Source organism: Pediococcus damnosus (assembly GCF_001437255.1).
GTDB classification, from domain to species: Bacteria; Bacillota; Bacilli; order Lactobacillales; family Lactobacillaceae; genus Pediococcus; species Pediococcus damnosus.
This window is the reverse complement of sequence record NZ_JQBD01000001.1, coordinates 1-13,942: the sequence shown is the minus strand read 5'-3', so window position 1 is coordinate 13,942 and position 13,942 is coordinate 1. Positions and strand designations below refer to the sequence as shown.

The window sequence follows — 13,942 nt, the reverse complement described above, 5'->3', positions numbered from 1 at the left end:
TTGATGAGCTTTTGTAATTTTAATTTAGCTTAATTCTGGATCGCTTTGGTTCCGAGGTTGTTCATGTAGATAACTCGCTAAAGCAATCTCGACACGCTTTTGTTTACGCACAATTTCTGGCGTAACGTGTGGCATAAATAAAACGGTTTTTTTCTTGGCTTGGATGACTTTTTGATCTTGATGAATCATCTGACAGATAGAAATCAGTAATAATCCACACACCACAATTAACGGGAATCCCGCAATTGAGCTAATGGCCTGAACGGTCTTAAATCCACCGACAAAGACAATTCCAAAGGAGAAGATGATGAAGACAATTACCCAAATCAAGCGATTAAACTGACTGGGTTGTTCTCCTGGCGCCAAGTGACGACTTGTAAACGACGACACAATAAATGCTGACGATGAAATTGTGGTGGCCAAAAAGATAAAGCAAGAAATACTATAAATAATTAACATTAACATTTTAAGCGGCAACGTACTGAGAACGGCCGCAATTGCAGCTGCTTGTCCTTGCGTGTTTAAAATGTGGACTAAATTGATAACCCCTGTTTGTTGCAGGTAAAGCGAGTAACCACCAAGAATGGCATAAAAACTCATGCAACCGAGGGCACCATAACCTAACATGCCAACGACAACCTGACGAATTGTGCGACCACGAGAAATGCGCGCAATGAATAATCCCATTACAGGCATGTAAGATAACCACCAGCCCCAATAAAAGATTGTTTCATTTTTTACGATATCTGGGGAACCAGTTGTTGTGGTCCCAGTACTCATCGTGATGAACTTGGTGACCATTAAACGTAAACTGTTACCTTCATCACGAAAAATGGTTAACGTTGGGCCAATAAACAAGACAATGAGGAGAAAACCAATTGCTGTCCAAATATGGGCAGCACTCAATCTATCAATCCCGCCTTTGATACCGTGAAAAACGGTGACGGCAAAGATAATAAATAAAATTAAAAACATAAATAGTTTTAAGAATAAGGTGTCGGGAACTCCGGTGATTTGATTGATGATTTTAGAAAGTACGGGAATTTCCATACCGACTGAAGAGCCAATCCCGCCCATAATACCAAAGACAACTAAGAAATCGATAATTTGACGAATGACTTTCTTATAGCGTTCAGGACCCTTTAAAAATGAAATGGCAGAACTGATTCGCATAACCCGGGCATTACGTACGTACATCACGTAAGCAATGGCGACTGTGGCCGAAGCAAACATCATCCAAGCCATGGGACCCCAGTTAAACTGACCAAGCATGTGTGCATCGCCGTAAGCGGCAGCAGAATAAGGTTTATCACCAAAAATAGGATGTTGAACATAACGTAATGGATCAACCATACTGAGCATGAGAATGCTGGCATCAATGGCAGTGGCAAAAACCATGCTGCCCCATTGGAAGCTACTGTATTCAGGTTTGTCGTTTGCATGGCCAAGTTTGATTTTGCCAAAGTGGCTGAAGGCCAAAAACATGAAGAAAATGAAGTTAATGATGTAAATGCCGAGGTAAGCCCAACTCATGTGAGCAGTGATGCCATTCATAAGGTTGCTAAGGACAATCCGAAGATGAGAACCGCCAAGAATGAGTCCAAGCGAAACAAGGGCGAAGAGACTAACGGTGGGAATAAAAACAGTTTTATCTATATTACTGTGGTGTAAAATAATAATCCTTCTAATATATAAGTAAGTGTAGGGGAGCAATTGAATCCTGTGAAATAATCGCGCAACGGGAAGGATATCCTGCGTTAGACGTGTTTGATTTCGCCAGGCATGCTTCCAAAAAATGAGCTAACAATAATAACGAAATAAAACGTGTGAAAGAAACTAAATTTTGGACCAAATAAAAACACCATACATTATCCATTGAGGATATCTGTACAGTGTTTTGGGCTTTACAAATATTAATGAATTCGCTCGTTTTTCATTGATTGAATTAAACGTGCCAAAAAAGGCAGCTTCTTCCGCTTAGCTACGATAACCAAACGATTCCAAGTGCGAATCATTCGGTTATCTAGGCTGCCATGAGAACTTGTTGCTTTAGCAACTTTAGTTCTATGGACAACGACAGTATGCTCAGAAGCTAAACGTCTTTTTGGGACACTCTATTTTTTCATCACATCACCATTCTGATCCAAATGATGAATGATATGAGCAGGATTGCCCACAATCACAACATCATCTGGCACAGATTTGGTAACGACAGAACCTGCACCAACAACGACCCGATTACCAATGGTGACGCCGGGTAGAACAGTCACACGACCACCCATCCAAACGCTATCGCCAATTGTGATCGGAGCTCCCATTTCAACATCGGCATTGCGCCGCTTTGCATCTAAGGGATGAACTGGCGTGTATAAACCAACGTTCGGACCAAAATAGCAATAACTGCCAATCGTAATGGGACAAGTGTCCAGCATTGTGATGTCGTAGTTGCCATAGAAGTGATCCCCAATATGGATATTAAATCCATAATCAAACTTGAAATCACTTTCTACAAAGAAATGGTCACCTGTGTTTGCAAGAAGTTTCTGAAAACGTTGGTTTATGTTTTCATTATCAGTAATCTGGTTAATTTCCTGAAGTTCTTGCCGAATTACCTTGCGACGGGCAATCAGCTCTGAATCGAACTCTTTGTAAGATTCACCAGCGGTCATTTTATCTCTTTCAGTTTTCATACACTAAGAGTACCACGTTTGCAGGCATTTGTTAAAAGCGGGTAAATGTCACGATAATTTGAAACACAGCTTGCAAGGTTTTTTGACCCATTTCTTGTGCAACTGGATCCCAAGCTTTACTTTGGTTTTGAAATAACTTAGTTACCTGTTGCCAGTGCTTGATTAGGTCGTTAACGGTAACGGCCTGGGTGTCGTTCAAGATGTCCCAGAAAGTGTTAATGAATAAGCGTGCATCATTTTGTTTCAAGGAGCAAAGCCATTTGCGAAGGGATTGGTTTAAAAATGGATTTGTTGAACTAGCCATGCCTAAAACGGTGGGGCTAGTGTCTGGAATTTGCCAACTGTACAGATCATGTTGCCAAATGCCAGTTGACTGGCTGCTTATGATTTGTGGGGATTGCGGATAATTTGAACCAAGTCCGAAAAACGGCAATTGTGGTAAATATGTATAAAATATCGATTGGAGAGGAGCAGATAAGTTAGGCAATTTGGAACCTTGCGGACCATCGAAGTTAACGACTTGTTGAAGGTGGTCTTGAATGCTCGCCGTTGTTTTTAACGCTGCGGCGGTGGCCATGCTGCCACCTTTAGAGAAGCCAATTAATTGTAAGGGACCAGAGATTGTGGAAGCAACTTGAGATAAATAACTTAATGAGAAAGTCTGCCAACTTGTATCTTCGGGTGTGTAAACAAGACTCATGTCTGCTTGCCAACCTAACTGGGTCCCGTCTGCTCCTCGAAAAGCAATAATTGTAAGACTGGGTTCAATTGTAATTGAAATGGCTGCATATTGGGTTTGGAGATCATCAGAATGATGTACTTGAAAGTCAGAAAGAGCTATTTTTTTGAATCGAAAAGAGTTGGATAGTTTTTCAATTAAGATTCGATCATTATGAAGTAGCAGATGATCAGAATTAGCAGCTAATTTGTTGGTTAACAGTTTTAGAGCCTCTGGCAAGTAAATTTGATTATCAGAATTTGCAGAGACGATGTTTTCAAATGGGAAAAAAGGCAAGCGCGAAAGTAGCATTTGATCCGCCACATTTAAATGAGGTGTAATAGGTCGGTTATAGTTATCCAAATAGTTTAGTAAGTCTGACATTTTGATTATCTCCAAAATTATCGTTTAAGAAACACCATAGAAACGCTGGCGAGTCAATCATATCACGGAGTTACGCTAAATTAAAAATGAATTTTAAAAATTAGAGCAAAAACACTTGCTTCTTTATAAGAAAGTAGGTAAACTGAAATTATTCACTTACGAAAAGTAAGCAAAAAACTAAATTTAATATTCATAAGGAGAACACACATGACAAAAATGAAAGCTGGACAAGCCTTAGCAAAAGTACTGGAAGATTGGCAAGTAGATCATATTTATGGAATTACGGCCGATTCAATTAACAATACTGTGGATGGTTTGTACCAAGAAAAAGATAAAATCAAATATATTCAGGTTCGTCACGAGGAAGTTGGTTCCTTAGCCGCTTCTGCAGATGCAAAACTTACCGGTAAGATTGGGGTCAGTTTTGGATCAGCTGGTCCTGGAGCAACTCACTTATTTAATGGCTTATATGATGCCAAAATGGATCACGTTCCTGTTTTAGCCATTGTGGGACAATCCGCGACAGGCGTTATGAACACTTCATTTTTCCAAGAAATGAATCAAGATCCTATGTTTGTTGACGTAGCAGTTTTCCATGAACAAGTTGTTAGTGCCCAACAAATTCCGTACGTGGTTGATCAAGCCATTCGCGCAGCCTATGCGCATAAAGGACCAGCAGTTGTGATAATTCCTGATGATTTGTCTGGCCAAGAAATTGACTTTACTGATTTTAAAACAGCGCCAATTTATAAAGAACAAATGCAAACTAAATTTAATGAAGCAACGATTGATAAAGTTGTGAATGCTATTCAAAATGCGAAACATCCAATTTTGTGGGCTGGCGTTGGCCTGAAGGGCGCAACAAAAGAGTTAGTGGCAGTTTCTGAAAAGTACAGCCTGCCAGTCTTATCAACGGTACCGGCGACTGGAGTGATGCCAACTGATCATCCAAACTTCATGGGATCTCGTGGCCGATTAGGCACTAAGCCTGGCTTTGAGGTTTCCCAGATGGCAGATCTCGTTGTTTCTGTGGGGACAAACTACCCATTTCTACGTTTCTTGCCAGAAGGCGTTAAGATCATTCAGGTAAACAACAATGCTGCTGATATTGGTAAACAACGCGATGTTGATTTAGCCATTTTAGGTGATGGCAAAGGATTCTTAGAAGAATTGCTTAAGCGGGATGTAACCATTGCTCCTACCAACTTCTTAAAGGCTGCCCGATTAGACAAGCAGAATTGGGACAAATGGTTAGATACATTAGCTGATGACGATTCCGAGGGCTTACCTGCTGAAGCGGTTATGAAAACTATCAAACAACATGCCAATGATGATGCCATCTTTGGGGCCGATGTCGGCAATAATACTGAGTGGGCCGTTCGTCAGTTACCTTTAAATAAAAACCAGAAATTTACCCTTTCTTCATGGTTTGCCACGATGGGGTATGGCTTGCCATCTGGATTGGCTGGTAAATTGAGCTTTCCAGATCGCCAGGTCTTTACTATTTCGGGTGATGGCGGCTATGCAATGGTTATGCAGGACCTGTTAACGGAAGTGAAATATCAATTACCAGTTGTTAATGTAGTTTTGGAAAATAAGGTCTTTGGGTTTATCCAGCACGAAAAAATTGCAGCTAAGCAAGCTCCTTATGGGATTGATTTACAGGGGGCTAACTGGGCTGGCATTGCTGAAAACATGGGTGCCATTGGATTTACGGTCACCGGTCAGAAATCTCTGAGCGAAGCCTTTGATAAAATTGATGAATTACAAAAGTCTGGAAATACGCGTCCAATTGTGGTAGATGCCAAGATTAAAAATGTGGATCCCGTCGATACCTCATTTATGCCTTTGGATCCAGATCAGTTTGATCAGGCAACGATTGACCGATTTAAGAAAACGTACAATATTTTTGGTCAACCAGCCTTGTCTGAAATTTTGAAAGATATGTAATTTTTAAAATTGGTTCCGAAGAAAATTGAAATATTTTCTTCGGAACTTTTTTTGTTTATTCCTGAAGTTTTACAAAAGAACAAGGATAACTTTAAGAAAATCCAAGCAAAATGGTATAATTCTAAGCATAGAGTTGTTAAAGCTATTTAAAGAGGTAATTAAAACCATGAAATTAATTTCTTGGAACGTCAATGGAATTCGGGCCGCCGTGACCCACGACTTTATGACATCATTTAAAACGCTTGATGCCGATATTTTTTGTATTCAAGAAACAAAAATGCAAGAAGGTCAGCTTGAGCTGGATTTGCCCGGTTATTATCAATACTGGAATTATGCGGATCGCAAAGGTTATTCAGGAACGGCTATTTTCACCAAAACAAAGCCACTCAGCGTAAAATATGGCATGGATGTTGATATCCACGATCACGAAGGACGGTTAATCACCTTAGAGTATCCAGATTTTTACATGATCACTAATTACACGCCAAATTCACAAACGAAACTAAAACGTTTAGATTACCGGATGACGTGGGATGATGCATTTCGGCAGTATGTTGACAAGCTCGCGCAAACGAAATCTGTTATTTTCTGCGGTGATTTAAACGTTGCCCACGAACCAATTGATATAAAAAACGATAAAACTAATCATCACAATGCGGGCTTTACGGATGAAGAACGCGAAAAGTTCACGCAATTACTAAATAGTGGTTTTACCGACACATTTCGTTACTTCTATCCTGATAAGGCTGATATTTATTCGTGGTGGAGCTATCGATTCCATGCTCGTGATAATAATGCGGGTTGGCGAATTGATTACTTTGTTACGTCCAATGATTTACAAACAAAGTTGCAAGGTGCAAAAATCCATAATGAAATTTTTGGATCAGATCACTGTCCGGTAGAACTCGACATTGCATTACCATAGTTGGAGGAAATAAGATGGCTTTACCAAAACTGATTACTGAATATTCTGAGCAAGAGGCAAGTGACACCGCACAACAGTTGCGGGAAACTTTAAACCAATGGAGTTCAGATTATTACACGAAAGATAATCCTGAAGTGGAAGATCATGTTTATGATGAAAAATATCGTGATTTACAGGATCTAGAAGCGGCCTTTCCATCGATCGTGACGCCAGATTCGATTACCCAGCGTGTGGGTGGTGAGGTGCTTAGTGGCTTCACAAAAGTGCATCATGACATTCCCATGTTATCCATGGGGGATGTTTTTTCGAAAGATGAGCTTGTCGAATTTGATAATCGAATCCAAAAAAATGTCGGTTATCCGGTTCCATATAATGTGGAATTAAAAATTGACGGGTTGGCAATTTCGCTAGTTTATGAGAATGGTAAGTTAGTGCAAGGCTCAACGCGTGGCGATGGTACAATCGGTGAGGATATCACGAAGAACTTAAAGACCATTACATCGATTCCCCAAACGCTTACCAAACCAGTCTCGATTGAGGTTCGTGGCGAGTGTTATATGCCAAAGCAGGCTTTCGCAGATTTAAATAAACAACAAGAAGAACGTGGAGAGGCTGTCTTTGCCAATCCGCGAAATGCAGCCGCCGGGAGTTTAAGACAATTAGATACAAAAGTGACTAAGGCTCGTAATTTAGATACATTCATTTATACCATCAGCACGTTCGGTGATTTACAAGTTACCACGCAACACGATGCCATCAACGTTTTAGCAGAACTAGGATTTAATACAAATCCAACTCAGCGAGTTTGTCAAAATCTTGATGAAGTTTGGCAATTTATTGATGAGTATCAAGACCAGCGTGATCGGTTAGCTTATGGGATTGATGGCATTGTCCTTAAAGTAAATGAGTTGGATTTACAAAATCAGCTTGGCCATACCGTTAAAGTTCCGCGGTGGGAAATCGCCTATAAATTTCCTCCAGAAGAAGCCTTAACTGTGATTCGTCAGATTGAGTGGACCGTTGGACGAACCGGCGTGGTAACGCCCACCGCAATTATGGATCCAGTGCAATTGGCAGGATCAACTGTTGCGCGGGCAACTCTGAACAATGTGGATCAGATTGCCGCCAAGGGTGTGCGAATTGGTGACACAGTGAAATTACATAAAGCTGGCGATATAATTCCAGAAATTACAGAAGTGATTTTGGATAAACGGTCAGCTGAGAGTCAGGTGCTAGAGATTCCTACTCAGTGTCCTTCCTGTGGCCGTGATTTGGTTCATTTAGATGGCGAAGTGGCCTTGCGTTGCATTAATCCAGATTGCCCAGCTCAAATTGTGGCCCGTTTGGAGCATTTTGGATCACGAAATGCGATGAATATTAATGGTTTAGGACCACGTTTGATCCAAGTGTTCTTTGATCACAAATTAGTACGAAGCTTTGCTGATTTATATTCGTTGGATCCTGATGAATTGGCTAAGTTAGATAATTTTAAAGAAAAACGAATTAATAGTTTATTGGAAGCAATTGCCAACAGTCGCCAGAACTCATTAGAGCGATTGGTAAATGGTATTGGAATTCCTGGGGTTGGAACGAAGATGGCCCGAATCTTGGCTGAACATTTCTTAACTATGGATAAATTGGAACAGGCTTCAGAAGAAGAGCTTACGGAAATTAACGCGGTTGGTGGAATCTTAGCAGCCAACATCGTAACCTTTTTCCAAAGTACGGCTGCCCAAAAGACTATTGAGGATTTGGCGTCCGTGGGTGTAAACATGACGTATAATGGTCCGGTTGCCGCTCAGGTTGAAGATAATTACTTTAATGATAAAACGGTTGTTTTGACTGGTAAACTCGAAAATTATACTCGAGAAGAGTTAAAAGAAAAGCTAGAAAACTTAGGTGCTAATGTGACCGGCTCGGTATCTAAAAAAACCGATTTATTAATTGCAGGGATCGATGCTGGTAGTAAGCTGACGAAAGCGCAGACACTTGAGGTTGAAGTAATGAGTGAGAGTGAGATGGAAGAAAAGATACCGAAATAATATGACGATGGTTTTAGTGTATTCTCCATTGTATGGAACTAGCCAGCATGCTAATATTACTAATGTTTATAGAACGGGAAAGAATAGGTAGGTTAATAAAATGTCTAAATCAATTGCGCTAAGCGTTGTTGTGGCCTGTTATAATGTTGCAGACTATTTGGAGGAATGCTTAGATTCACTTGCAAATCAAACATATAAGTTAGTCGAAATCATTATGATCGATGATTGTTCGACCGATAATGATAAAACTAAAAATATTGTGGATAAATATGGGGAACGTTATGAAAATTTTCATGCGTATCACAACCCACAAAACTTAGGATTAAGCGACACCCGTAACCGAGGCGTGAAAATTGCAAAGGGAGACTACATTGCATTTGTTGATGGCGATGATATTGTCCCAAAGAACGCTTATCGAGATCTTATTAATTCGGTAGCGATGACCGGGTCACAAGTTGCTACTGGATTTGTGAGACGCTTTGATAAATTTAGGGATAAGCCTTCTTATTTACATAAAAAAGCAATTTCGGACACGATTCAGCAAACCGATCTTGAAAGAAATCCAGAATTAGTTTACGACTCTACAAGCTGGAATAAATTATATAGTTTACCTATGGTACGAGAGCACAACATGACATTTCCAGCAAATATGTTATATGAAGATATTCCGTTTGTTATGCGGGCTTTTGTTATTGCCAGTCATGAAAGTAGTATTGATATCCTTTCTAATGTTGTGTACCGTTGGCGTTGGCGAGATGGGGATAGTAAGTCTATTACCCAAGTTAAAAATGCAATGAAACCATACGGTGATCGGCTCAAAATTCTCAATATGGTTCGTGATTACTTTTTAAAAGCTCATGTCAGTCAGCGAATTCTCGATACTTTTTACGTGAAAGTATTGATGATTGATATTCCGCTGTTTATGGATGATATTGCGGATGCGGATGATGATTTTGTTTTTGATTTTCAACGGGCAACCTATATTTTTCTGCGTAATTGGGGCCTTTTGAAGAGTAATCTGTATGAACAACTTTCCGTTAAAATGCAGTTACAGTATCGGGCTCTCTTAGAAGGAAACTTTGATGAATTAAAACGTTATTCGTACTCAGGGTTTAAAGGAAGCATTGCAAAGCGTTTTGTTCGTCATTTCTGGGGGAAACGGGCACACACTGCTACTTCAGGGGCTGATGTTAAAAATACGATTCAAAGAGTCTCACAGCCGACTGAAGATACAATTCAAATTGAAGGATATATTCATCCTAAGTCTATAAAATTGCATCGTATTTGGTTAACGCCTTCTAACTTAAACGAACATATTACTGCCAATTTAGTTAATATTGATACCAATAAAAAAATGGCGATTAGCATAAATCGTGTTCGATCCATTAGTAATATCCATCTAAAAAAAGAGGATGCACCATATAGCGCATATAAGGCTGCCTTTAATGTTCAAGACGCTCTGACGACTTTAGGAAACGGGACATGGAAAATTCAGATCACTCTTCAGTATCATGGAGAAAAGTTTGAGTCCTTTGCGGGACAGCCTATTCATGGAAACCAAAAAATAGCTTCAGTTATTAATTCAAAATTAAGGCTTAATTTAATTCAAAGATATAATCGTCATTGGGATTTGACATTTGTTGTACAAAAAATGTTGAATAGTAATTCAACCCGGGACCAAAGTAAGAGCCAAATAACTGCATTAACGAATGTAATTGGTCGTGATGACGGAATTTTACTTACTTTTACCGATTGTAGTAACATCATAAAACCAACTTTACAAATTAATGATGAAAATATTGGTCAACTTGAGAAGAATACGGATCATCAGATAAAGTTTCTTGTATCCGGTGAAGAATTAGAAAAATATCGTGGTAATATGCAACATTTGGTGTTGATTGATGCAGAAACAAACGTTCCAGAAAGTTATGCAATGGATTATTCTCGCCAAACAGAGATTATTCATGGCAAAGATTATGATGTTTTTATTTCTTATAACAGTACAGATGGAATTTGGTTGATGCAAGAGGTTCCTTTTGCAGAATTAAAAAGTGCTAATTGGATTAAAACGGGAACCAATCTTGCTATTGAGATGAAAGTGAATATTCCGGCTTCTTCGAATGAAGAAAATTTTGGAAATTCTGGATCCGTTGAATTATTGAGTAGTAATAAGAAGAGTCGCTACCTGTCAATTGGGAGAGTGAAATTTGTAGAGGATGGCTGTTTTAATGTTCAAATTCCACTTGTGGCGGCAAATAATTTAAAAGTTTTATCTGGTAATTATCGCGTTTACCTAGTAGTTGCATATGGTGAGACGCAGAAACGCATTCGAGTTATAGATTTAAAAGCAGTTAGTGATCAGCTTGATACTTATACGAATAAACACTTTACGTTTGATCTTCAGTGCACAAACAATGGTTTTTTGGAATTTCATACAGTACAAACCACTTTTGGGATGGATCGCTCCAAACTTCAGAGGGGAATCAATTATTCAATCCTTTATCCAATGATGCGGATGCTCCCAATCAATAAAAAAATGGTTGTATTTGAAAGCTACTGGGGTGATTACTTTAATGGTAGTCCCAAGGCAATTTATGACTATTTGCGTAAAAATCATCCAGAGCTTAAATTTGTATGGATTTTAACTAATGATCAAATTCCAATTGAGGGTAAGGCTAAACGGGTCAAACGATTAGGATTTAAATATTGGTACTACATGGCAAGGGCTAAGTATTTTGTTGAAAATACGAATTTTCCAAATCAATATTCGAAGAGATCTGGACAAATTGAAGTTCAAACATTGCATGGGACCTTTATGAAAACGATGGGCTTTGATGAACCTCATTTTAAGAATGCGACGGCTGGAGTACAAAGAAATTTTGCTATTCGGAATAACCGATGGGATATTTTAACGGTACCTTCAAAGTACATGGCTGATACTGCTACCCATGCTTTTGATTTTAAACACGAAATTGTAGAAAGTGGCTTTCCGCGAAATGATGCGCTTTATCAACATAATAATTCGGCTTATATTGAAAATGTAAAAAAGAATCTTCATATTCCGTTGGATAAGAAGGTAGTTTTGTATGCCCCAACGTTCAGGAACAACGATGATAGTGGATTTGATTTTGAGTTAGATTTAGATAAACTCAAAGAAAAATTGGGTGATGAGTACATTGTTCTTGTACGGTTGCATTATTTTGTGGCTCATTCTATGTCATTTGTTGATCACCAGGGGTTTGTTTGGGATGTGAGCGATTATCCTGATATTGCTGATTTATATCTTATCAGTGACGTAATGATCACGGACTATTCTTCGGTAATGTTTGATTACGGACACCTTAAGCGGCCAATGATTTTCTTCTCTTATGATAAGGATTGGTACTTAAATGGCGATAATCGAGGTGTTTATCTTGATTATGACCAAACGGTTCCAGGACCAGTCGTGGAAACTACAGATGAAATTATAAAGTGGTTGCAAAACTTCCATGATTTAACGGCTAATTATGCATCTAAAATTGACTGGTTTTATGATAAGTTCTGCACGTATGGGCGTAATGGGGATGCAAGCAAAATTGTTTCTGAAAAGATGCTGAGTTTACGACCTGAAACACAGGATTCAATTGTGCATCATTTGTTTATAAATAAAGTGTTGCGAATGTTGCAACTAAATGACTTTCAATCAGACCTTTTGAATGTTTTGAGTCGAGTACTGAAGAAAAAAAATATCATTATTTTAGAGAGCTTTTTTGGAACGCAGTTTTCTGATAGTCCAAAGGCAATTTACGAATATCTAAAACGAACTCATCCAGAGTACAAACTTTATTGGAATGTTAATCGAAAAAATGTCGATTACTTCAAGACTCATGGAATTCCTTACGTTGTGCGTTTTGGGTATAAAGGCATTTTAAAACAGGCGCAGGCCAAATACTGGTTTACAAACACACGGCGTCCGTTCCGTTGGGCTAAGCCACGTGATGCTAAATTAATTCAAACATGGCATGGGACACCTTTGAAGACAATTGGAACAGATGTGCAGAACGTTACAATGCCAGGAGTGACACAACGAAGTTACCATAAACAAGTTATTCGAGATTCTGCACGTTGGGATTATTTGGTTGCTCCAAATGAATATTCTTATAATATTATGCAACGTGCGTTTAGAAAACCGTTCACTAAATTAATTAGTAGCGGTTATCCAAGAAACGATATGTTATATAACTATACAGATAGCCAGGTAAGTGAGATAAAAGAGGCCCTTGAAATTAGTCAGGATAAAAAGGTTGTTTTATATGCCCCAACCTGGCGTGATAATGAGTATGTTCACGTAGATGAATATAGTGCAAAATTACATTTGGATTTAGATCAGCTTTTAGAGAAGTTACCTGAGAATACAGTTATTTTGATTCGGACTCATTATTTAATTGCTAATCAACTTGACCTATCTAGTTATGGAGAACGTGTATTAAATGTTAGTGATTATGAGGATGTTACGGACTTATATCTTATTTCGAATGTCTTAATCACCGATTACTCCTCAGTTATGTTTGACTTTGCCAACCTTAAGCGACCAATTTTGTTTTTTGCTTATGATCTTGACGAATATGCGGGTGACATTCGTGGATTCTATATCGATTATCAAAAAACGGTTCCTGGCCCAATTGTGAAAACAAATGAAGAGTTAATTCCAGTGTTAAAAGATATGTTAAATAGCCCAGATAAATACGTCCACACATCAACTTATAGTGCATTCTTGGATAAATTTGCTTCTTGGGAGAACGGCAATTCAACACAAACGTTGGTTGAATACGTGCTAAGAGATGAACAATATGAAGTGTCTGAAAAGAGAACTGATTTACAGAAGATAACAATTAAAGATGGAACTCAATTATGGTCAGCTATTCCAGAAACGAAACAAGCAAAGTTTATTTCAAACTATAATTACAAATTAGCAGATTCTTATTCAACAAAAATGCAAGCGAAGCTACGTGATCCAATTCGTAAAAACGAAGTTGGAAATACTTGGATTGAAATTGAAAATAAGACTGATTTTGGGAAAAATGCTTGGATTCGTATGGAGGATGTTGAATCCAAAGCTAATATATTAGATTAGATGTTATAGGAAGAAAACTAGTCAGACTATGGTTTTTCATAATCTGACTAGTTCTATTATGGAAATGTTTAAATAGTATGAAAGGTTTTGAAGTTAGTGTAAGGTTTTCCTAGATGGTCA

The 13,942-nt window shown here is 38.6% G+C and carries 7 protein-coding genes; 4 read left to right on the top strand and 3 right to left on the bottom strand.

Annotation, left to right across the window (positions count from 1 at the left end):
* Positions 1–24: 24 nt before the first annotated feature.
* From IV84_RS00035 to IV84_RS00025, 3 genes are all read right to left on the bottom strand, one after another.
* Positions 25–1,638, bottom strand: coding sequence for a BCCT family transporter (locus IV84_RS00035; RefSeq protein WP_081036054.1), 1,614 nt, complete (start codon positions 1,636–1,638; stop codon positions 25–27).
* Between the two features lie 476 nt (positions 1,639–2,114).
* Entirely contained in the window at positions 2,115–2,690 is a 576-nt protein-coding gene (locus IV84_RS00030) for a sugar O-acetyltransferase (RefSeq protein WP_056985942.1), read from the bottom strand.
* A gap of 31 nt (positions 2,691–2,721) precedes the next feature.
* The gene (locus IV84_RS00025) at positions 2,722–3,792 is read right to left on the bottom strand and encodes an Mbeg1-like protein (RefSeq protein WP_046871151.1); all 1,071 of its coding nucleotides are present in this window, start codon (positions 3,790–3,792) and stop codon (positions 2,722–2,724) included.
* Positions 3,793–3,999: 207 nt separating this feature from the next.
* Between IV84_RS00025 and spxB the strand changes: the two genes are divergently transcribed.
* The 4 genes from spxB to IV84_RS00005 all read left to right on the top strand — a co-directional run bounded on the left by spxB (position 4,000) and on the right by IV84_RS00005 (position 13,822).
* Positions 4,000–5,742 (top strand): pyruvate oxidase, encoded by a 1,743-nt coding sequence (gene spxB, locus IV84_RS00020; protein ID WP_056985941.1) that lies wholly within the window; start codon positions 4,000–4,002, stop codon positions 5,740–5,742.
* 166 nt (positions 5,743–5,908) lie between these two features.
* Positions 5,909–6,667, top strand: coding sequence for an exodeoxyribonuclease III (locus IV84_RS00015; protein WP_046871149.1), 759 nt, complete (start codon positions 5,909–5,911; stop codon positions 6,665–6,667).
* Between the two features lie 14 nt (positions 6,668–6,681).
* On the top strand, positions 6,682–8,709 hold the full coding sequence (ligA, locus tag IV84_RS00010; RefSeq protein WP_056985940.1) for an NAD-dependent DNA ligase LigA: 2,028 nt from the start codon (positions 6,682–6,684) through the stop codon (positions 8,707–8,709).
* Positions 8,710–8,809: 100 nt separating this feature from the next.
* Positions 8,810–13,822: a bifunctional glycosyltransferase/CDP-glycerol:glycerophosphate glycerophosphotransferase gene (locus IV84_RS00005; RefSeq protein WP_052694476.1), complete on the top strand. Its 5,013-nt coding sequence runs from the start codon at positions 8,810–8,812 to the stop codon at positions 13,820–13,822.
* Positions 13,823–13,942 lie beyond the last annotated feature (120 nt).